This is a genomic window from Butyrivibrio sp. M55 (assembly GCF_900116865.1).
Classification (GTDB): domain Bacteria; phylum Bacillota; class Clostridia; order Lachnospirales; family Lachnospiraceae; genus Butyrivibrio.
Map to the genome: position 1 here is coordinate 104,504 of NZ_FPCD01000008.1, position 21,128 is coordinate 125,631.

The 21,128-nt window shown below is 41.6% G+C and carries 25 protein-coding genes; 24 read left to right on the forward strand and 1 reads right to left on the reverse strand.

The genetic code is table 11. From position 1 onward, the window contains the following. Positions 1 to 55 precede the first annotated feature (55 nt). The 8 genes from BM398_RS10445 (at position 56) to rsgA (ending at position 6,978) form a co-directional block, all read left to right on the forward strand. The gene (locus BM398_RS10445) at positions 56 to 538 is read left to right on the forward strand and encodes an RNA polymerase sigma factor (protein ID WP_092337614.1); all 483 of its coding nucleotides are present in this window, start codon (positions 56 to 58) and stop codon (positions 536 to 538) included. Beyond that, the gene (locus BM398_RS10450) at positions 528 to 1,118 is read left to right on the forward strand and encodes a hypothetical protein (protein ID WP_092337615.1); all 591 of its coding nucleotides are present in this window, start codon (positions 528 to 530) and stop codon (positions 1,116 to 1,118) included. Before BM398_RS10445 ends, BM398_RS10450 begins: the two co-directional genes overlap by 11 nt. A gap of 251 nt (positions 1,119 to 1,369) precedes the next feature. After that, complete coding sequence (locus tag BM398_RS10455; RefSeq protein ID WP_092337616.1) at positions 1,370 to 2,353, forward strand: PLP-dependent cysteine synthase family protein; 984 nt, start codon at positions 1,370 to 1,372, stop codon at positions 2,351 to 2,353. Positions 2,354 to 2,422: 69 nt separating this feature from the next. After that, complete coding sequence (locus BM398_RS10460) at positions 2,423 to 2,905, forward strand: GNAT family N-acetyltransferase (protein WP_092337617.1); 483 nt, start codon at positions 2,423 to 2,425, stop codon at positions 2,903 to 2,905. An 83-nt stretch (positions 2,906 to 2,988) separates the two neighbouring features. Continuing rightward, a complete protein-coding gene (locus BM398_RS10465; RefSeq protein ID WP_092337618.1) occupies positions 2,989 to 3,963 on the forward strand; it encodes a Gfo/Idh/MocA family protein in 975 nt (324 codons plus the stop codon). Positions 3,964 to 4,142: 179 nt separating this feature from the next. Next, on the forward strand, positions 4,143 to 4,616 hold the full coding sequence (locus tag BM398_RS10470; RefSeq protein ID WP_092337619.1) for a nucleotidyltransferase domain-containing protein: 474 nt from the start codon (positions 4,143 to 4,145) through the stop codon (positions 4,614 to 4,616). Beyond that, complete coding sequence (locus tag BM398_RS10475) at positions 4,609 to 4,938, forward strand: HepT-like ribonuclease domain-containing protein (protein ID WP_092337620.1); 330 nt, start codon at positions 4,609 to 4,611, stop codon at positions 4,936 to 4,938. The genes BM398_RS10470 and BM398_RS10475 overlap by 8 nt, the downstream gene beginning before the upstream one ends. A 450-nt stretch (positions 4,939 to 5,388) precedes the next feature. Further along, on the forward strand, positions 5,389 to 6,978 hold the full coding sequence (gene rsgA, locus BM398_RS10480; protein WP_092337621.1) for a ribosome small subunit-dependent GTPase A: 1,590 nt from the start codon (positions 5,389 to 5,391) through the stop codon (positions 6,976 to 6,978). Between the two features lie 59 nt (positions 6,979 to 7,037). Here the strand turns inward: rsgA and BM398_RS10485 are convergent, their stop codons facing one another. Further along, a complete protein-coding gene (locus BM398_RS10485; protein WP_092337622.1) occupies positions 7,038 to 8,096 on the reverse strand; it encodes a transglutaminase domain-containing protein in 1,059 nt (352 codons plus the stop codon). A 515-nt stretch (positions 8,097 to 8,611) separates the two neighbouring features. Here BM398_RS10485 and BM398_RS10490 point away from each other — a divergent pair. The 16 genes from BM398_RS10490 to BM398_RS10575 all read left to right on the forward strand — a co-directional run bounded on the left by BM398_RS10490 (position 8,612) and on the right by BM398_RS10575 (position 21,118). Beyond that, complete coding sequence (locus tag BM398_RS10490; protein WP_092337623.1) at positions 8,612 to 9,286, forward strand: helix-turn-helix domain-containing protein; 675 nt, start codon at positions 8,612 to 8,614, stop codon at positions 9,284 to 9,286. Positions 9,287 to 9,378: 92 nt separating this feature from the next. Continuing rightward, on the forward strand, positions 9,379 to 9,900 hold the full coding sequence (locus BM398_RS10495; protein ID WP_092337624.1) for a GNAT family N-acetyltransferase: 522 nt from the start codon (positions 9,379 to 9,381) through the stop codon (positions 9,898 to 9,900). 94 nt (positions 9,901 to 9,994) lie between these two features. Continuing rightward, positions 9,995 to 10,663, forward strand: a complete 669-nt coding sequence (locus BM398_RS10500; RefSeq protein WP_175531911.1) for an HAD family hydrolase — start codon at positions 9,995 to 9,997, stop codon at positions 10,661 to 10,663. A gap of 280 nt (positions 10,664 to 10,943) precedes the next feature. Then, entirely contained in the window at positions 10,944 to 11,447 is a 504-nt protein-coding gene (locus BM398_RS10505; protein ID WP_092337662.1) for an RNA polymerase sigma factor, read from the forward strand. After that, on the forward strand, positions 11,440 to 12,246 hold the full coding sequence (locus BM398_RS10510) for a hypothetical protein (protein WP_092337626.1): 807 nt from the start codon (positions 11,440 to 11,442) through the stop codon (positions 12,244 to 12,246). Before BM398_RS10505 ends, BM398_RS10510 begins: the two co-directional genes overlap by 8 nt. Positions 12,247 to 12,428: 182 nt before the next feature. Next, on the forward strand, positions 12,429 to 13,292 hold the full coding sequence (locus BM398_RS10515) for an aldo/keto reductase (protein WP_092337627.1): 864 nt from the start codon (positions 12,429 to 12,431) through the stop codon (positions 13,290 to 13,292). A 115-nt stretch (positions 13,293 to 13,407) separates the two neighbouring features. After that, on the forward strand, positions 13,408 to 14,334 hold the full coding sequence (locus BM398_RS10520) for an aldo/keto reductase (RefSeq protein ID WP_092337628.1): 927 nt from the start codon (positions 13,408 to 13,410) through the stop codon (positions 14,332 to 14,334). A 184-nt stretch (positions 14,335 to 14,518) separates the two neighbouring features. Continuing rightward, complete coding sequence (locus tag BM398_RS10530) at positions 14,519 to 15,007, forward strand: MazG nucleotide pyrophosphohydrolase domain-containing protein (protein ID WP_092337630.1); 489 nt, start codon at positions 14,519 to 14,521, stop codon at positions 15,005 to 15,007. 27 nt (positions 15,008 to 15,034) lie between these two features. Continuing rightward, complete coding sequence (locus BM398_RS10535) at positions 15,035 to 15,433, forward strand: GNAT family N-acetyltransferase (RefSeq protein ID WP_092337631.1); 399 nt, start codon at positions 15,035 to 15,037, stop codon at positions 15,431 to 15,433. Positions 15,434 to 15,524: 91 nt separating this feature from the next. Then, a complete protein-coding gene (locus tag BM398_RS10540) occupies positions 15,525 to 16,349 on the forward strand; it encodes an ornithine carbamoyltransferase (RefSeq protein ID WP_092337632.1) in 825 nt (274 codons plus the stop codon). A gap of 40 nt (positions 16,350 to 16,389) precedes the next feature. Beyond that, on the forward strand, positions 16,390 to 17,475 hold the full coding sequence (locus tag BM398_RS10545; protein WP_242949804.1) for a carbon-nitrogen hydrolase family protein: 1,086 nt from the start codon (positions 16,390 to 16,392) through the stop codon (positions 17,473 to 17,475). A gap of 112 nt (positions 17,476 to 17,587) precedes the next feature. Beyond that, positions 17,588 to 18,283 carry an SGNH/GDSL hydrolase family protein gene (locus BM398_RS10555; protein ID WP_092337633.1) on the forward strand — a complete coding sequence of 232 codons (696 nt, stop codon included), beginning with the start codon at positions 17,588 to 17,590 and terminating at the stop codon, positions 18,281 to 18,283. A gap of 44 nt (positions 18,284 to 18,327) precedes the next feature. Beyond that, positions 18,328 to 18,948, forward strand: coding sequence for a class I SAM-dependent methyltransferase (locus BM398_RS10560; protein ID WP_092337634.1), 621 nt, complete (start codon positions 18,328 to 18,330; stop codon positions 18,946 to 18,948). A gap of 52 nt (positions 18,949 to 19,000) precedes the next feature. Continuing rightward, positions 19,001 to 19,696, forward strand: coding sequence for an NUDIX hydrolase (locus BM398_RS17500; RefSeq protein WP_092337635.1), 696 nt, complete (start codon positions 19,001 to 19,003; stop codon positions 19,694 to 19,696). Positions 19,697 to 19,739: 43 nt separating this feature from the next. Next, positions 19,740 to 20,093, forward strand: a complete 354-nt coding sequence (locus BM398_RS10570) for a VOC family protein (RefSeq protein WP_092337636.1) — start codon at positions 19,740 to 19,742, stop codon at positions 20,091 to 20,093. 440 nt (positions 20,094 to 20,533) lie between these two features. After that, the gene (locus BM398_RS10575; protein WP_092337637.1) at positions 20,534 to 21,118 is read left to right on the forward strand and encodes an HD domain-containing protein; all 585 of its coding nucleotides are present in this window, start codon (positions 20,534 to 20,536) and stop codon (positions 21,116 to 21,118) included. The last annotated feature ends 10 nt before the right edge of the window (positions 21,119 to 21,128 follow it).

Genomic DNA, 21,128 nt, shown 5'->3' on the forward strand with positions numbered 1-21,128 from the left:
CCTTTTATGCCACCCGATTGTATTATTTATATAAGGCTTTATAAAGGAGTAGTTAATGAGGATACCTGTACAGGAATTGGTAGAAATGTACAAGGACAACATATACGCCGCGGCGTTTAACATATGCAAGAGTGCAGCAGATGCAGAAGATGTGGTTCAGGATACATTTTTACAATATTACATGACAAAAAAAGAATTTGATGACGAAAAGCACATCCGATACTGGCTACTAAGGGTGGCAATCAATAAAGCAAAAAATATTCAGTCCTCATTCAGACGGAAAAATGAAATGTCGCTTGAAGATTATGTCGAGACGCTTACGTTCGAAACGCCTGAAAGCAGAGAACTATTTGAAGAAGTTCTGAAATTGCCTGAGAAGTACCGAGTTGTGATTCACCTTTTTTACTATGAGGATTACAGCGTAAAAGAGATAGCGAAGATACTTAGAGTTACGGAAAGTAGCGTTAAGGTCAGACTGTCGCGCGGACGTGCCAAATTAAAAGACGCACTCAAGGAGGAATGGGAAGATGAGCAATAAAGAAAAGTATAAGAAGGCTTTTTCTGTACTTAATTCCTCCTGCGACTTTACTTTGGAGGAAAAAAGAATGAACAGAATTAAGAGAGAAAATACACATAGAAATCTTTTGGTAGCGGCAGCAGTTATGTTTGTGGTTTTGGCAGGTTCGGGAACTGCATATGCAGCTGATATTGGTGGAATCAGAGAGACAGTTCAGATGTGGATTCACGGCGAACAGACTGATGTTACGATCAATGACGAATCGATCGAGTATGTTGATGGGGATGGAAATAAGCAGGTTGAAACAGGAGTTTCTGTGGACCCTGAAAACGGTGAAAGACCATTGACAGGAGAAGAAATTGCCGAGGAAAAGGTTAATGAAGTAGACGTGGATAAGACAGATGATGGTAAGATGATTCTTTATTTCCACGATAAGCAATTTGATATTACAGATAATATTGCTAATAATAACTGTAAGTTCCATGTTGTTGCAGATGATGGTGAAATTTATGTTGAACTTGACATAGATTCGAATGGTGATTTTTCAATTACAACATATCCAAGAGCGGAGCTGTTTACCAATTATGTTGAATTGAAGTGATTGCACATCCTTGGATATGAAAGCCAAGAATATGATGACTTATTAAAATAAACGGCGCAATAAGAGAAACTGATACCAACCGATAAATTATAGTGATTATGCGGTTCAAGGTCTTTGTGATAGTATTCTTTTTGAACATAGTTATTTATTTAGCGCGACCGGAAGACCGGAGGTTATTTGTTTATAATGACCTTCGGCCTTTTTGTGCAGAGCACTTAGCGTATCAAAAGCGCAGCTTTTTGGAGGACATCATGGGAAGAATTTACGAATCTATAACAGAACTAATCGGGCATACACCACTACTTAGATTAAACGGATATATAAAAAAGAATGGTTTGGATGCGGATATTTTGGGGAAAATAGAGTTTTTTAACCCTAATCAGAGTATAAAAGACAGGATTGCCCTCAGCATGATAGAGGAAGCTGAGAAAAACGGCAGTTTGAAAAAAGGCGGAACAATATTGGAAGCAACCAGCGGGAATACCGGTATAGGTCTTTCGGCAATTGCGGCAGTGAAAGGGTATAAAACGCATATCTACGTGCAAGATACAGTGAGTGAAGAACGGTTTAAGGTAATGAGGGCGTTCGGGACCGAGGTGTCTAACATGAGTGACGTTTCGGAAGTTGATAAGGCTCTTAAAGAAAATAATAATGATTATGTTGCCGGATATGCAGCTTTTTATGAGAAATTTTTGGGAAAAGATGATAGTGTTTTTCTTGTAAATCAAGATGCAAATCCGGCTAATCCTGAGATACACTATAAGACAACAGGGCCGGAGATATGGGAAGACAGTGAAGGAACAGTTGATATTGTGGTTGCTGCTGTCGGAACAGGGGGAACAGTTACCGGAGTTGGTAAATATCTTAAAGAAAAGCGACCTGATATAAAAGTAATAGCTGTTCAACCCGGAGAAAATTCTATTCCTTCGAAAGATAATCCCAATCCGGAAGAAATTGCGGGAGTACATCCTTTTGTAGGAATTCCTGCTGAATTTGTACCGTCAAATCTTGATGATAGATATTATGATGAGTGTTTTCCTGTTGAAACAAGCCAGGCCTATGAAGCTGCGAGAGAAGTAGCAAGGACTGACGGTATATTGATTGGAGCTTCGAGCGGAGCAATTCTGTATGCGGCTACTCAGGTTGCGAAAAGAGAAGAGAATAAAGATAAGACAATAGTTGCTATTTTTCCTGACACGGGATTGCGATATCTGTCAACTAATCTTTTTGGGTAAAAAATGGACCACAAACCTCATCCCCAAGAGACCATATGGTTCAAAAAATGCTAAGGAGAAAAACATAACATGTACATAAGAACAGCAACAATAGAAGATCTTGACGCAATCGCTCAGATGGAAGCGGAGTGTTTTCCGCCGACGGAAGCTGCGACTGCAGCAGAGTTTAAAGAAAGGCTTGAACATTACGCGGATCATTTCTGGCTTATGTTTGACGGAGATTTGCTTATAGCTTTTGTAGACGGATTTGTGACGAATCAAAAAGATCTTACGGATGATATGTATGAAAAAGCTGAATTACACGATGAAAACGGCGATTGGCAGATGATCTTCGGAGTTAATACCATTCCTGAGTATAGGAGAAACGGCTACGCCGGAGAGCTTATAAAAAGAGCTGTTGATGATGCCAAAAGACAGGGCAGAAAAGGCCTTGTTCTTACTTGCAAGGATAAACTTGTGCACTACTATGCGAAATTTGGTTTTAAAGATGAGGGCGTAAGTGAGTCAATTCACGGCGGTGTGACGTGGAATCAGATGAGGCTGACGTTCTGATATGGATGCGATACTTTTTTCTATGCTACAATAATATAAGAGATTGTTGTATGTAAAAAAGTATATTGAGATGAGGTATCTGTATGGCAAATATCAAATGGGGTGTACTTGGAACTGCAAATATAGCGAGGGGATGCACGATTCCCGGAATGCAGCTTGCGGACAGCTGTGAGCTTTATGCCATAGCGGGAAGAGATAAAGAAAAGGCTGATTCTTTTTTGGAAAAATTTGGTTTTCAGAAGGCCTATGGAAGCTATGAGGAACTGCTTGCCGATAAAGTTGTGCAGGCGGTATACATTCCTTTGCCCAACAATCTTCACTACGAATGGGTTATCAAAGCGCTGAAGGCGGGGAAGCATGTTCTTTGCGAGAAGCCGCTTGCTCTCAATGAAGAGCAGGAAAAAGAGATGTTTGAAACTGCCAATGAGAACGGCGTGTATCTTATGGAAGCTTATGCGTATCTTCACAGCCCGTATATTCAGAGTCTAAAAAAAGATGTCTTCAGCGGAGTCATCGGCGATGTTGATTATATCGAGACAGCATTTTTGACGCAGGGGTATGAAGACGACATAAGAATCTATAAAGAAATGGGCGGCGGAGCGATGTACGACCTTGGATGTTACTGTACGACCATGATTCTTTCGCTTATAGATTCAAGCCCCGATTATGTCAAGGCGATTGCGGAATATAACGAGCATGGCGCGGACATCTCTACATCGGCGATAGTTCGATTTGCCAACGGAGCAAGAGCTTCTTTTAACGTAGGAATGATCTTGGGAAAAGAAAAGCCTGCAAGACTCGACAGATTGTATATTCACGGAAGCAACGGTCATATAATCTCTGATGTTGAATACAACCAGCAGGGCGATGTGAGCTACAAGATATTTACGCAGGGAAAAGAGATTGAGCGGAAAGTCAGCATTCCGCAGAACTATTTCCTGGAAATCCAGCAGATGAGCAAATGCGTTGCCGGAGAGGCGGTACCTTTTATAACGCAGGAGTTCTCGATGTCTAACGCAAAGCTGATGGATATGGTGCTTAAAGAGATTGGATATTGAAGATAAAATAAAATGCTTTACAATCCGTTTTGTATTAGAAGGGTTGTAAAGCATTTTTGCACTTTATAGAAAAATAAAGTGTAAAAATTGCACCTGAAATGACGAAGAAGTGCAATATTTGCACTTTGCTTGACATTGAGGTGCAAATATTGCACTATATAAATATAGGAGGTGCAATAATGAGTTCAATAAAAGAATTAAGAATAGAAAAAAATCTTACTCAACAACAGGTAGCTAATCTTGTTGGAATCTCCCTTAGATCATATAAGTCGTATGAGAATGATAAATTAAAAGAAGACTCTATAAAATATAATTATATATACGATAGACTTCAAGAGATAAACCCGATAGATGAAGAACATGGAGTATTGGAAATTGATTATATAAAAACAAAATGTATGGAAGTTTTTAAAGATTATCCTGTGCATTACTGTATTTTGTTTGGTTCTTATGCAAAGGGAAAAGCGACGGAAACGAGTGATCTGGATTTGCTTATATCTTCGGATGTAAAAGGAATTAAGTATTACGGAATGGTAGAAAAGCTTAGGAATACTCTTCATAAGAAAATAGATGCGCTTAATCTTGAACAACTTAAGGATAATTTGGAATTGACTAATGAAATATTAAAGGACGGGATAAGGATTTATGGATAATATTAAAAATGATAATTACTACTTAGAGAAGATAAAGAAGGATATAGCATTCATTGTGATTCATATGAAAGATGTAGATTTGAAGGCTTTGAATGAGAATGAGGTACTTCTCGATTCTATGATGTTTAGGATGATACAAATATCTGAAAATTCGAAAAAGCTTTCAGTTGAGTATAAAAAAGGAAAGCCGGATCTTCCCTGGGATGAGATGTCAGGATTAAGGAATAGAATAGTACATGATTATGGAAATGTAGATCTTAATATTGTTTATGAAACACTAAAGTATGATATTCCGGAATTGATGGAACAGTTAAGAGAGTGAACATTACTTTATTTACGGGAACGCATGGTGGTTTGCAAAAATATCGTTGCATTTAAAGAGGGATTTTGCTACACTTTGTATTGAAATAAAAATCTTAAAGAAAGCGAGGTACATTTGATGCGTGTTATGAAAACAGAGATTGTAATTAAATACAGTATGATGACCTCGGTATGTGCTTTTTGATTTTTATTGAATCTTTTATATTTGAGTTTACGACCGTGGCTTGTTTTAGTCGCGGTCTTTTTTATTTGATAGGAAATTCATAGGATATTGCTAAATACTATCTTTGCCTGATTCAAGGCGCATATTCAATTTGCACAAGGTCTTCATATCTGTAACGAACGCAGTCTCTGGGAACGGAGGTGTGAAAGTTAGGAGCTTGCCGTTTTAGGACGGAGGTGCAGGCTTTTTTAAAAAAGATAAGTCAGAAGAATTAAGGAGACCAAAACATTGAATAATATAATTATCAGAAAAGAAACTAAAGAAGATTACTACAATACAGAGCATATGGTCATGCGGGCGTTTTGGAATATCAATGGCCCCGGATGCAATGAACATTTAATGGTTCATAAGCTCAGAGAATCAAAGGATTATCTTCCTGAGTTGAGTCGTGTGGCAGAACTTGACGGACAGATTGTCGGAGCGATTTTTTATACAAGGGCAAAGGTTGTGGCGGATGAGATGGAACATGAGGTTCTGACTTTCGGGCCGCTTGCGGTTGAACCGACTCTTTTCAGTACGGGGATAGGAAAAAAACTCCTTGAAGAGACCACGGCGCTGGCAAAAGAAGCAGGATATAAGGGGATAGTTCTTTGCGGAGAACCGGAATATTATCCTAAGCATGGTTTTGCCACATGTGATCACTTTGGAATAGTTCATCCAAAGTATGGGAATTTTGATGCATTCATGGCACTTCCTTTAAACGAAGGATTTGATAAGATTCGCGGCAAATTTTATGAAGCTTCGGTATATGAAGAGTGTGGCAATCCTGCGGAGATTGCGACATACAATGAGAAGTTTCCATATTACAAGCCGCTTAAGCTTTCATGTCAGTGGCTTCACAAGGAGAGACTTGGACGAATATCGGAAGTGGAAAGGAATATTTATACGATACGTTTCTTTGAAAAAGATATTCAGGGAAGGATAAAAGGAAGTTTTTACGGGGAGAATCCTGAAAAGCTCCCTGTAGTCGGAGATTATGTCACATTTAATTACAACCCGATAGGTGATTCCGTGATCACATCTGTCTGTGAGAGGACGAGTTTTTTGCAAAGACCCGATCAGGCAAAGACAGGTGTTATGCAGTATATGGTTGCAAATGCAGATTATTCGTTTATTGTTACATCGTTAAATGACGATTATAGCTACAACAGAATAGCGAGATATGTCAGCGTTGTGCTGCAGGGTGACTCGGTGCCTGTTGTAGTGCTTACCAAGTCAGATCTGTGCGGTAATGTAGGAAGGTATGTGCGAGAGGTGGAATCCATATCCGACAAAGTCAGAGTACATGCTATTTCTGCGTTGTATGATATAGGACTGGATGAGCTTAATGAATATCTCATTCCCGGAAAGACAATATGTCTTCTGGGTTCCTCAGGAGCGGGAAAATCAACGCTTCTAAATGCTTTAGTTGGTGATGACGTGATGAAGACCGGAAAAATCAGAGAGTCCGATTCAAAGGGAAGACATACAACGACGCACAGACAGCTTATTCAGCTTGCGAGCGGAGTTTCGATAATCGACACTCCGGGTATGCGAGAGATTGGAATGGCTAAGACGGAGGAAGGTATTGATAATACTTTTTCAGATATTCTTGAGCTTGCATGCATGTGTAAGTTCAGCGATTGCAAACATGAATCTGAGCCCGGATGTGCGGTAAGGGCAGCGATTGAAAGAGGAGAGTTGTCTGAAGAAAGATTGGAACTATATAGGAATCTGGGACGAGAAAATGTGCGTAATTACGCTAAGAAAAAAGAAATATCAAAGTGGGCAAAGAAGATGAAGAACTTCAAAGATAAGAATAATTGGGGCTCATTCTAATTAACAAAAAGCTGGCAGGAATTAAAACCTGTCAGCTTTTAAAATGCATTGTTATTTTGTCAGTCATCATAACGGAATTCCTGAACTCCGCCGCCGTCGTATCCGCCGTAAGTTAAAATGTTGCGGTTACAATCAAGCTTAAGGAAGTATCCGCCTGTAAGGGTAGAGTACTTATCGTCTGTTGCCTGAACATTGAGAGAATTACTACCGCAAAGATAATAATCTGAAAAACCGTCTCTCTCCGCACGGGTATTGTCTGTCATTAAGAAATAGTCCAAAGGTGTGTTATCATCAAATAAATCCGGGCTACTGAGTCCCTGTGTAGGATCGACATGATAATCTTTTCCACCGATGGAAACAAAACTCCACTGATGGTCACCGTTAATATTATAACCGCTGATGACGTCTGCCTCGACGCCACACTGTAAAAGAAGATAGGAGTAAAGGTCGCTTAACTCCTGGCTTATGCCTTTGTTATCCATTAAAGCTCTGTAAGCTCCAACGTTTTCGCCCTTTCCGGCTAAGTAATCCTCATACATCTCGTAGTCATAAACGAAATTCTGTGAGATGTATACGTATAAGTTCAAAGCTTTTTCAAATTCAGAATAGCTTGGATCAACGTTTGCATTTAACGTATCAATAACTTTATCTTCAAATGCTTTCTCTCGGGAATGGAATTCATCCTTTGTGATATTGTATTTGATCTTTCCTACGCCGTCTTCGAATCCGGTTGTCTGATCGGCTGAAATACATGATACCGCAGCCGGGAAGAAGTGGCTTAAAAGATCTCCTTCAATACATTCTATATATGTAGCTTCATCGGGGCATTCGAAGGTATCTTCCCCAGCTTTCAATGCTTTACATAAATTGAAAAATGAAGCTTTTGTCTTTTCGCCATAAATTGTAGCGGCTTTTTTTGAGAAAACATTTTCGTTAAATTTAAATGTGTTTGTAGCTATTGTGTTATTCTGTGTAGTTGTATCGTCTGCTGGCTCTGCACTAAGCGGCATATCTTCGACTGATATGGAAGTGACATTCGTAGCATTACTTGCATTTGTACCGCATGCGGTGAGTGCAAGTGTAGCAATCAGCACAATAGATAAATAGCTTTTTCTCATTTTCATTTTCCTCATACAAATTGATATAAAGATACCATGTTTTGGGGAAATAGTATAGGTGGAAATTGCCGATTTTATCGTTAATTATGACTCGAATTATGAAAATATGTTACAGCAATTTTTGCAATGTGTGCAATGCTGTATTGCATATTGCACAAAAAACAACACAAAAACATGTGAAAAATAGTTAGAAGGATGCGCCGACATCATATAACTTTGTAGAATGTGTACAATTTAGCCAAAGCAATTTTGGGTAATAATCCATGTGAAAAATAATAATATTTCAGTGGAAATATTATTTCGTGAAGGTGAAAATATTTCCGAAGATAGATGTCTTTTCACTATAATAGTTTGAAAAAGGGGCGGAAAAACCTTTGTTGTATACGAAATTACGATAGGTATGGTTTAAACGGTTTATTGATAAGTTTCCGTGGCGCATTTCCGGAACTCTACGATACGTAGGTGGTGTGAGATTTATGTGCAGATTTACAATCGGTACATGGAGGTAAAAGAAAATGAATCAATATGTTACAGGTGCGGTCATTAAGGAACTGCGTGAAAAAAATAATATGACACAGCTTCAGCTTTCTGATAAGCTGGGAGTTAGCGACAAAACAATCTCTAAGTGGGAGACGGGCAAGGGATATCCCGATATCACGCTACTGGAGCCGATTGCGGATGCATTTGGCGTGTCGATTACGGAGCTGATTTCCGGAAACACCATTCATAATGAAAATGTCTCTGCAAATATGATGAGGTCAAAGTTCTATGTGTGCCCGGTTTGCGGAAACGTGATCCACAGTATGGGTGAGTCGGTTATACAGTGCCACGGGATTCAGCTTTCTCCGCTCGAAGCGGAGGCGACCGATGAGCAGCATATGGTATTTATCGAGCGAGTCGAGGATGAGTACTATGTGCGTTTTGACCATGAAATGACAAAGGAGCATTATATTTCTTTTGCGGCAGCGGTATCGTCAGATGATATGCAACTATTAAAGCTCTACCCGGAAGGCAGGGCTGAAGCGAGGTTCAAGATTCGCGGCGTTAAGAAGCTCTTTTTCTACTGTAACCGCGACGGGCTGTATTTCATTGATATTGTAAAAGGCATTGATGATAAGGAAAGCAGCTACGACGACGTTGAGGAGCGAAGAGCGCTTGAGAAGGCCGCAGATATGCTATTTGGAAAGTGAGCCGGGGGGGACGGGGGCAGTGGTCCATTTTTGAAATGATGAACTACAAACCCCGTCCCTTAGGACCAAAATAGAAGGAAAGGACTGACAAGATGATTGAAACAGACAGACTACGACTTAGAAAATACACCATGGAGGATTTCGACGTTCTTTATGAGATCTTGTCAGATCCTGAGACTATGCAGCATTATCCAATGCCTTATAATGAAGAGTGGACAAAGAAGTGGATAACATGGAATCTGGATAACTATGAAAAGTACGGCTTTGGACTATGGGCTATCGAGCTAAAAGAGACCGGAGAATTTATCGGCGACTGCGGGATAACCATTCAAAATATAGATGGTGAGCAGCTTCCCGAGATCGGATATCACATAAATAAAAAGCACTGGCGCAAAGGCTATGCCAAAGAGGCTGCCCGCGCTTGCAGGGACTGGGCATTTAACAATACCGACTACGATACTTTGTATTCTTATATGAAGTATACCAATGTCGGCTCGTATTCTACAGCGCTTGCAAACGGCATGAAGAAGATAAAAGAATATCCGGATCCCCATAATGAGATCTCATATGCATACGCGATTACTCGTGATGAGTGGGAAAAGGTGATAGGATGAAAATATGTAATGCCTGTAAAGAAGACTTGGTAAAAACAGAACTGATAAGATACAGCAATGATAAATGTTTACTACTGAACGAGGAATAAGTTTTATGAGCAAGATTAACACAGTGATTTTTGATATGGACGGAACAGTGCTGAACACACTTGATGATCTGACAACGTCCGTGAATTATACGATGGAGAAATTTGGATTTCCGAAGATAACGCTCGAGGAATACAGGCGCGCGGTTGGAAACGGCATAAGGAAGGCAATCGAGCTTACGGTGCCTGAAGGAACTTCGCAGGAAGTGATAGATGAGATGGTGCCGGTTTTTAAGGAGCATTATGATGTGCACTGTCTTGATAAGACGGGACCTTACGCCGGCATAATCGAGCTTATGAAGAAGCTTAAAGAGCGTGGTTACAAGATGGCCATTGTTTCCAACAAGATTGATTCTGCGGTAAAAGAGCTGAATCAGAAGTTCTTTTCCGAAGTGGTTGAAGTTGCGATCGGAGAGCAGGACGGGATAAAAAGAAAGCCTGCGCCCGATATGGTTGTGAAAGCTATGGATGAACTGGGGAGTTCGGCGGATGAAGCGGTGTATGTCGGTGATTCTGAGGTTGATTTTGCAACGGCAAAGAATTCGAATCTTCCATGCATATCTGTGCTGTGGGGCTTTAGAGATAAGGCTTATCTTGAGGAGATAGGAGCTAATATTTTTGCGGAAGAGCCAAGCGATGTATTGGAAATTCTGGCAAACTGGAAACGGAATAATTAAGACAAAAAAAGTGTGAGCACAGCTTCAAGAATTGGGGCTGTGCTTTTCAATTTGGAAAACAGGCGTATATGATGAAAGTGATGCGTAAATGCACAGAAGATAAAATTTATAGAAAAATGATATGTTACTGTCAGTTTTTCTATTTACGAATCGTTTTATAAGTAGAAGGCCTTCAAGTGCATCTATGATGAGGTATAAGAATTGTGTTAACGGTTTCATTTTCAAAGCAACTCAATTCAACGGTAGATGCGACATAATACTTGATAAAGGAGCATTTTACATGGATGAAAAAGAAGTAAGGCGGGTGGTGGAGACATACTCCGATATGATTCTCCGAATCAGCTACAATTACTTGCAGCATACGTTTGATGCGGAAGATATTTGTCAGACTGTGCTTCTTAAGTTGATTTCCTGCGATTTATCTTTTGACACAAATGAACATGAAAAAGCATGGCTGATACGCACTACGATAAATGCATGTCACGACCTCCGAAAGAGCGCTTATTCAAGGAAAACGGTAGGGCTTGATGCTATCAAGGAAAAAGAAGCTCCGAAGGCGCCTGATTCAGATCTTTTGGAGGAGATAAAGAAGTTGCATCTTAATTATCGCATGAGCATTTATCTTCATTACTATGAAGGATATTCGGTAAAAGAAATCGCAAAAATCATGGGAAAGTCGCAGTTTGCTGTTTCGCAATATCTTTCGAGAGGTCGGCGTGAGCTTAGAAAAAAGCTGGAGGCAGGTGGCGACTACGGTGTAAAGGCAGGTGAAATCTATGAATGAATATATAATTGATTCTTATAAAAACTCGATGAACGAACTTCACTTTTCGGAAATTCAAAAAGAGGAAATTATTCGCAAGCTTGCCAAGGCGGGCGGTTCCAAGAACGTAGTACGGAAAAAGATAAGCGTAAAGAAAATCGTTGCTTTGACAGCGGCATGCCTGGCTGTTCTTGGAGGTTGCGGAGTTGCAGTGGGTAAGGCTACAGGAGTTGTCACTTCTTTTAGTCCGGACACTTTTTTCTCCAAAACATCTGATTTTAGTCGTTTGGAAAAACTTGAGAAAAGAGTAGGAATAGACGTCACTGCTGTGGAAACATTTAGTAACGGGTATAAGTTTGAATCGATGGATGTTGAGGACTGGCGCCTTGTAGATGATGATGATAAAACTGTCGGGCGATTTAAAGAGTTAAGAATTGAGTATGTATGCGATAATAAACCTCAGATCAGTGTAAATATGGAATCAGCTTTGGTAAACGGTCGCATTGATGATGATCCGGGCGTTGCTTTAAGGGCTAATGAAATTCATACGGTCGACAATATTGATATTTACTATAATCGCGATGAGTATCTGGGACTTCCCGTGTCAAAAGATATCTCACCAACCGAAGAAGAGCTTAAGCGTGAAGAAACTGACGATCACTTTTTTATCAGCATCGGCACTGATGAACGCGAGACATATTATGTATCAAACGTGATTTTTGAAATGGGTGATGTACATTATTGCATAATGACATTTGATGAGAATATAACGTCCGATGAGCTGTTTGGAATGGCGGAGGAAATAATAAAAGCAAGGTGAGTGTCAGAAAAAAATATAAATGATGGCGAAGAAAAAGCAGGTATCTGTTGGATGTCTGCTTTTTTTACATCAAAAAATGACAGATAATATCGCAGAATATGATAAGTGGCGGTATCGTAGAAATGGTACAATATAAAAGTTATGTGAAAAATGACAGCTATTCTTTTTGCGGAGGGCGAGATATGAAGAAGCAAACCGAAGTTTACAAGCTTTCAAACGGTGTGGGAATTCCTTGCATAGGATTCGGAACATGGCAGACACCTGAGGGTGATGTTGCTGTTGAAAGCGTGAAATGTGCTATAGATGCGGGGTATCGCCATATTGATACGGCGCAGGTATATGGAAATGAAGAAGGTGTCGGCAAGGGCATCAGAAGAGGAATCATCGACAATAAATTACAGAGAGAGGATATCTTTGTTACGACCAAGATCTGGAACGATAAGCACAGCTATGAGCTTACCGTCAGCTCTTTTGACGAATCATTAAAAAAGCTGGGGCTTGATTATGTCGACCTTCTCTTGATCCACTGGCCCAATCCGGCTATGTTCAGAGACCGCTGGGAGGAGGCAAACGCCGAGACTTGGAGAGCGATGGAGAAGTTTTATGAAGCGGGAAAAGTGCGTGCGATCGGTATAAGTAATTTCAAGCAGCACCACATCGATGCGCTCATGAAGACTGCAAGGATCAAGCCGATGGTAAATCAGATCAGGCTTTGTCCGGGAGCTACGCAGGATGAGCTTGTCGCATACTGCAGGGAAAAAGGAATGATCCTTGAAGCATACAGTCCGCTTGGAACAGGCAGGATTTTTGATGTTCCCGAGATGAAAGAGCTTGCGGAAAAATACGGAAAGAGCATTGCGCAGATCTGCATTCGCTTTAGCATTCATATGGGATATCTTCCTCTTCCGAAGTCGGTTACACCTGCAAGGATTGAAGAGAACTTCAAGGTGTTTGATTTTGAGCTCGAGGAAGCAGATGTTAAGCGCATCGCTGATCTTAAGGGCTGCGTAGGATATGAGACAGATCCTGATACAACGCCATTCTAAGAGAATCGGAAAAAAATATGGCAAAGTTTTTGAGGGTGTGAAACGCTTTGCCTGACTTTGTTATGACATTTGAAGATTATGCAAAGAATCTGCATAGAGACAGAAAGGACCATAGATGAAATACATTGACATAATGAACGGACCACAGAACGCATCTGCTATTATTCAGGGCTGCATGAGAATGCCTTCTCTTTCGAAAGAGGAAGCCGCAAAGGTTATAAAAACTGCCCACGAGCGCGGAATCAATTATTTTGACCATGCGACATGCTACGGAATGGGAGAGGCTGAAACACGCTTTGCAGAGGCTTTTCCGCTCACAGGAATTAAGAGGGAAAAGATATTCATTCAGAGTAAGTGCGGCATCTGCCCCGAGAGATCTGAGTTTGACTGGACAAAAGAGAATATTATAGCGAGCGTTGACGGCATTCTTGGCAGACTTAAATGCGAATATATCGATACACTTCTTTTGCACAGGCCGGACCTTTTGTTTGACCCTGAAGAAGTTGCGGAGGCTTTTGATGAACTTGAGGAAGCAGGTAAAGTGTGCCGTTTCGGTGTAAGTAATCTGATGCCTATGCAGATTGAACTTTTGAAAAAATATGTAAAGCAGCCGCTTGTCATCAATCAGGTGCAGCTTTCACTTGAGCAGTCGCAGTTGATCGACCAGTCGCTTTACATGAACAACAAGACAACGGATATGTCTATAAACAGAGACGGAAGTGCGCTTGATTATTGCAGATTGAATGACATCACGATTCAGGCGTGGTCGCCGCTTCAGATCGGTATGTTTGGCGGTACGTTTATCGACAATCCCGATTATCCCGAGCTTAATAAGGTTCTTGCAGAAATTGCGGATCGCGAGCATGTATCCAAAACAGCAATTGCGATTGCATGGATTCTTCGCCATCCCGCCAAGATGCAGGCAATCATCGGGACAATGAATGTCGATCATATCAATAATGCGTGTGATGCCACAAAAGTTGAGCTTTCTCATCATGACTGGTATGCGTTGTATCTGGCAGCAGGGAAGTTCCTGCCGTGATGCAGAGGTATTTTGTGCTTATGGCTCCTCGGAAAGAGAAATCTTTTGCGAGGAGCTTTTTATTTGATAGAAAATTCCTATCAAATAAAATCGCTCCGCTATGTCCTATAGCTGTTATAATGGTGAGTATGTATATAGCACGCCATAATGGCGGTAACAGAGAAAGCGAGAACATCCTAAGGATATGAAGAATACATCACAAATAGAAAGACTAAAGAAAATAGTAGAAACACTTCGAAGCGAGAACGGTTGCCCGTGGGACAAGGTACAGACGCATACAAGTCTTAAAGCAGGTTGCATAGAAGAGGCTGCGGAGGTTATCGGTGGAATCAATATACTTGATGAGACCGGTGATGCGGAGAACCTCAAGGAAGAGCTTGGAGATCTTTTGCTTCAGGTAATGTTTCATTCAGTGATTGCTGAGGAAGAAGGGCTTTTTACATTCGAAGACGTGGCAAAAACGGTTGCAGATAAGATGGAACGCAGGCATCCGCATGTTTTCACCGATGTAAAGTTTGAGACTGAGGAAGAACTTCACGCCGCTTGGGCAGAGATAAAGAAGCAGGAAAAAGCGGGAAAAGAATGGCACGCGGATTATCTTTTCGGAGCATTCGAAGAAGCTCATGATCTTATAGATAAAGCGCAGGAGAGAAAAGGTTTCAAGACTAGTTGACCGGCGTTATTGCAAGGAGGGCAGCGCATGGAGTACAGAATAGTTGAAGACATAAACGAAATGAAACTTGATGATATCGTGCGACTTCTTCGGACGACGTATTGGGCAGATAAGCGCCCTGTGGAAAAGATTGAGAAGTCTGTGCAGAATTCCAAGTGCTATGGCTTGTACCTTGAGGAGGCAGAGAATCTCGTAGGATTTGCGAGGGTTATTACCGATTATGCGACGAACTATTATCTGAGCGATGTTATAATCGATGAAAAATATAGGAACAAAGGGCTTGGAAAGGCGCTTGTGTCACACATAGTTTCATCGCCGGAACTTCAGGGGCTTCGAGGTATATTGGTCACAAAGGATGCGCAGAAGCTTTATTCGCAGTATGGATTTGAAGTTGTGGATGGCAGAGTGATGCTGAGAAATCCGTAAGAGACTAGTGTAGTGTCTAGTTGACAGCAGCACTAGGATATCAGAGGCGCCGATTTAAGCATAACCGATAGCATCGGAAGCAGGAGAAAAAATGAGATCTTTTTTAAGACTTACTGATTATAAAAAAGAAGAATTACGAGAAATCTTTGACATAGCCGATAACATCAATCGGTACGAGGGCTTTTTGACCGGAAAGACGATTGTCATGTTTTTTCCTGCAAACAGCATTAGGACGCGAGTGTCGTTTGAAAAGGGAATCCACCTTTTGGGTGGGCAGACAATCCTTTTTGACCCAAGTGCGTTGGATAAAAAAGAAGATATAAGGGATGTTTGCGGCTATTTGCAAAACTGGGCGGACGCAGTTATAGTGCGGCATAAAGACATTGATCTGCTTGGAAAAATGGCAGAGAATCTTGACATTCCCGTTATCAACGCGATGACGGATGATAACCACCCGTGCGAGATGGTGGCGGACTTGTATTCGCTTTCGCAGATAAGAAAGGATTATCTCAGTGACAAGTATCTGTTTGTCGGAGCCGACGGGAACATCGGACGCGCGTGGAAAGAAGCGGCGGAAGCTTTTGGATTTTCTTTGACGCAGAGTTGCCCCGATGAGTTTCGAATTCCGGAGACAGACTGCATCGAGAATTTGAGAGATGCAATCGTGGGAAAAGATATAGTGTGTACGGATTCTTTTCCTTCGGAGATGCTTAACGGCGATAATAAATATCAGGTTACGAAAGAAATAATGAACTTTGCAAATGCCGGAGCAGTGCTGAATCCTTGCCCGCCGTTTTACAGAGGCGAAGAGGTTTCGGATGATGTGATTGATTCGGAGTATTTTGTGGGGTACGAATTCAAAAAGAACCTGCTCAGAGTGCAGCAGGCTATTATTGTCTTTTGCATGAAAAAATAGTGTTTTGGGGCGCTGAATAGATAAAATGACGGAGGGGGAAATGAATATTAGAATAGGTTTTTTGCAAATACATCCCGGGACAGACATCGAAGAAAACCTTGCGCTTGGGAAAAAGGCGTGCGTCGAGGCAAAAGAAAAAGGCGCGGATATAGCTCTTTTCCCCGAGATGTGGAGTGATGGGTATCGCCTGCCTCAGGACAAGGCGGAGCTCAAGAATCTTGCAATCTCGAAGAATAGCGATTTTATTGAAGAATTCCGTGCGCTTGCGGCAGAGCTGCAGATGGCAATAGGAATTACTTTTCTTGAGGCAAATGATCCAAAGCCTCTTAATTCCGTGATTATTTTTGATAAAGATGGAAAAGAAATCCTGCATTATTCAAAGGTTCACACCTGTGCTTTTGACCTTGAAAAAGTGCTTTCGGGCGGGGATGACTATTACACGGCCGAGCTTGATTTTGGAAGAGGGACGGTGAAAATCGGATCGATGATCTGCTTTGACAGGGAGTTTCCAGAGAGTGCAAGGATACTGATGCTTAAGGGCGCAGAGCTTATTTTGGCGCCGAATGCCTGTCCGATGGAAATCAACAGATTGTCGGCGATTAGGACAAGAGCTTACGAGAACATGGTTGCTGTGGCGACCTGCAACTACCCTGAGGGGCATCCTGACTGCAACGGACACTCGACGCTTTTTGACGGAGTTCCGTGGAATGAAGACGGAGTCAGGGATATGTGCGTATTCGAGGCTTCGGGCGAATCAGGCGTGTATGTCGCTGAGCTTGACCTTGATTGTCTGCGTGCGCACAGAAGAAATGATATCATGGGCGATAAGTACAGAAGGCCCGATAAGTATGGGATTCTGGCAGATGTCGGTTCAAAGAATGAGAAAGTTAATATGATTCTCTGCGGCGAAGTTGTGGAAAAAGATGACGCAGATGCGGAGAAGGTCGGAGTTGTATCGGTTGTCTATGTTTCTTCTGATGAGCTTAAGATAAAGGAGAAACTCGATGAATTGCAAAAGGCTAATCCGGATAAGTTCTATATGGAATACACAACGCCGATGGAGACAGATCTGACAGCGTTAGAGCATTATCCGTCTATCGAGGTTTCGAAAGAGGATTTACAGTAGAGAATTTGTTGAGAGTGCAGTATCAGTATTTAATGTGTTTCTTGAAGTAATTTTTTTAATCGGAAAAGAAGTTACGTAAAAGATTATGCTTGAAATAATGGAGCAAAGAACAATGAAGAAGATTTTATTTATCGGAAACAGCCACACATATATGAATGATATGCCGGAGCTGGCAAGGCGTATGATCGAGGATGCGACGGGAGAAGCATGTGAGGTATTCGCGTTGGCTTATTCCGCAAGGCCGCTTAAGTGGCACTTGGAGGAAGAATATTTTGCGGTGAGATTTAACATCCTGCATGGCAGGTATGACTACTGTGTTATTCAGGAGCAGGCGCATCCGATGCCGCCCGAGAAGGATACGGTAGAGTGTGCGGACAGGATAATCAAGCTGTGTAAAAAAGTGGGAACAAAGCCAATTATATTTGAGACCTGGGCAGAGAAGGCAAAGCCGAAAAATCAGGCGAAGATGAATCAAAGGTACAGGGCAATTGCGGAGAAGCAGGGAGTTTTGCTTGTGCCAATCGGGGAAGTATGGGAGCGAGTTTTGAATTTGCTTTCTGATATGCCTGAGGTTGACCTTTATTACCGCGACGGCGCGCATGCATCAGCTGTCGGCGACTATCTTGTTGCGACAGTTCTTACCAAAGTGATAACGGGTAAACTTCCGAAAGAAGATTTTTTGACCGCGTTCGACTTTAGTCTCCCGGATGATGACTGGATGCATGTAAAAGAAGATGTGGAAGATGAGACTCTGTGCCTGCCGAAAGAGGTGGTACAGGTGATCAGAGATTGCGCGGATGCAGACTGAGACTTAATTAAAAAGACATTATAGAGAATGACCGGAGGAAACAAATGCTAGACAACAAGGGATTTAACTTATGGGCTGACGGCTATGACAAGGAGGTAGGTATTTCAGAGGAGGCAAATACCTATCCGTTTGCGGGATATAAGAGCGTTCTTGGTGGCATTTTTGATGAGATTATGCACAAAGAAAATGCTGCTGTTCTGGACATTGGATTTGGGACGGGAACGCTTACGACCAAGCTTTATGAGAATGGATGCGACGTGTACGGACAGGACTTTTCTCAGAGAATGATTGAGCTTGCAAAAGAAAAAATGCCCGATGCGAATTTGTATCAAGGCGATTTTTCAAAGGGGCTTGTTACGGAGCTTAGTTCGCGCAAGTATGATTTTATCTTGGGAACATATTCGTTGCACCATTTGACGGATGAGAAGAAGGTCTTTTTCTTCAAGGAATTACTGGATCTTCTTGATGATGGCGGAAAGCTCCTAATCGGAGATGTGGCGTTTGAGACGAGAAGCGAACTTGAGAAGTGCAAAGAAGAGGCCGGCCGTGCCTGGGATGAGGATGAAATCTATTTTGTGATAGATGAACTTCGCAAGGCGTTTCCTGAGCTTGAGTTCGAGCAAAAGTCATATTGTTCGGGGATTATAAGTTTAAGTAAGAACTGAAGATGGTGTGGGGTGTAAGGAATGAGTTTTGGCGTTCGGAGGGAGGAAAGGTATGGCCACAACAGAGTTGATTACAACAGATTGGTTGCTTACATTTATGACAATAGTTAATTTGATACTTAGGATACTTCTTTTAGCAGCGATTGTTATGTGTGTTATCAAAGGAGTGCGTTATATCAAGAAAATTATCAAATTCATTGATAAAGCTGAGAAATACATTGATGAAAAAGATACAGCCAATGCTTTCAATGCAGACAGAAATCTATCAATCACTGACTATATCAAGCTGTACAAGGAACATGGCTACATCATGGAGATGCGCAAGTACGTCGGACATGCGCCGATTATGTCTTGCTCGTGCGGAGTGATAATTGAAAATGCCAATGGAGAGATTCTTTTACAGAAAAGACGCGACAACGGTTGCTGGGCACTGATCGGCGGCGCGATGGAGATGGGAGAGACTTTTGAAGAAGCTGCAAAAAGAGAAGTCAAAGAGGAGTCGGGGCTTTCGCTCGGAAAACTCGAAATCTTTAAGCTTTGCTCGGGGCGCGACTGCATTATTGAGTACCCGAACGGGGATGTGACTTTCGGCCCGGGAATTATTTTTTTGACCACAGAATACGAAGGTGAAATCGAAGGAGACCCCAAAGAGGTTATCGAGCACAGATTCTTCAAGAAATCGGAGATTCCGGAGAACCTGAATGGGTTCGATAAGGCAGCAATATTGGAATGGGCGAGCAGGGCGTGAGAGTTAATTGAAAGAGATATATAGAAATTGACCGGAGGAGTGTATGAACTGCAAGATAACGTCATTATATATTTGCGTAAAAGATATGGAGCGGGCCGTAAGGTTTTATGAGGATTTTTTTGCCTGCCCCGTTACTGAACGTGACGAGATATATAGCGTTTTTGATATCGGCGGATTTAGGTATGGCTTGTTTGCTTATCAGAAGATGAATGAAGAGCATGTATTTGGAAGCAATTGTTTGCCAAGTGTAAGCTTTGAAAGTGTGGATGAGCTTAAGGCTAAGCTTGTGGGAAAGGAAATTTGCTTTTCTTTGACTCGGATAAAAAATAACTGGGTCGCGGAGTTCGTTGATTCCGAAGGAAATCATGTGGAAGTGACTGCGCCGGTGAAGGAATGAGGAGAGGTGTAGAAATGTTATTGTATCGGTAAAGGAATGATGAGAAGTGCAGAGATGATATTGCGCCGGTGAAGGATTGAGGAGAAGTGCAAAAACCAAGAATAAAATTGTGAAATGGTTAAGATGGCCTGCTCATTTCTCATGAAGTAAGAAGATAGGCAGTGCATTTTGAGGTGAAATAGCTTAAAAATGTAGGGAAATCACTGCTTATATGTAGCGAAATGATAAAATAAGCAGAATGGAGTGCCTGCCTATACTATTGAAGGATGAGATATGAGCAGTCCGAGTGAGGGCTCACGGGGAAAAATAGCTCAAAATTCTCTGCCTAAAATATTTTAAATGATGTTCTAGGCAGAACCGGTGCAGGTAAAGTGGCTTTTTATAGCCTGAGAGCGACTGCCTATTTATGGCAAACTAAAGGAAATAGCAGAGAAACTAAGATGAATACTTCAATAATTGAAAATGCAAAAAGTTACATAGAGGAAATTTTCAGTAATAACGCAGATGGACATGACGCGGCGCATTCGATGCGGGTTTATGCAAATGCTATGAGACTGGCGGAGCGTTATCCCAGGTGTGATAGCGAGGTCGTGGCGCTTGCGGCTTTATTACATGATGTTGATGATCATAAGTTGTTTGATACGAAGGACAATGCTAATGCGAGAGCTTTTTTGACAAGTAATGATCTTGAAGAAAAAGAGATTGAGCAGATCTGCGCGATTATCAACGGAGTTTCTTTTAGCAAGAACAGGGGCCAAAGGCCGGAGAGCATTGAAGGGCAGATAGTGCAAGATGCGGACAGGCTTGATGCGATTGGTGCAGTGGGAATTGCAAGAACATTTGCGTACGGCGGAAAACTCGGAAGATCTTTGGATGATTCAATTCAGCACTTTTATGACAAGCTCTTGCTGTTAAAGGATGAGATGAATACCGAAGAAGCAAAGAAAATAGCTCTTCATCGTCATGAGTACATCGAAGGGTTCATTGAGGAGTTTAAGACAGAAACTAAACAAATACATAATTGAAACGGAGAAA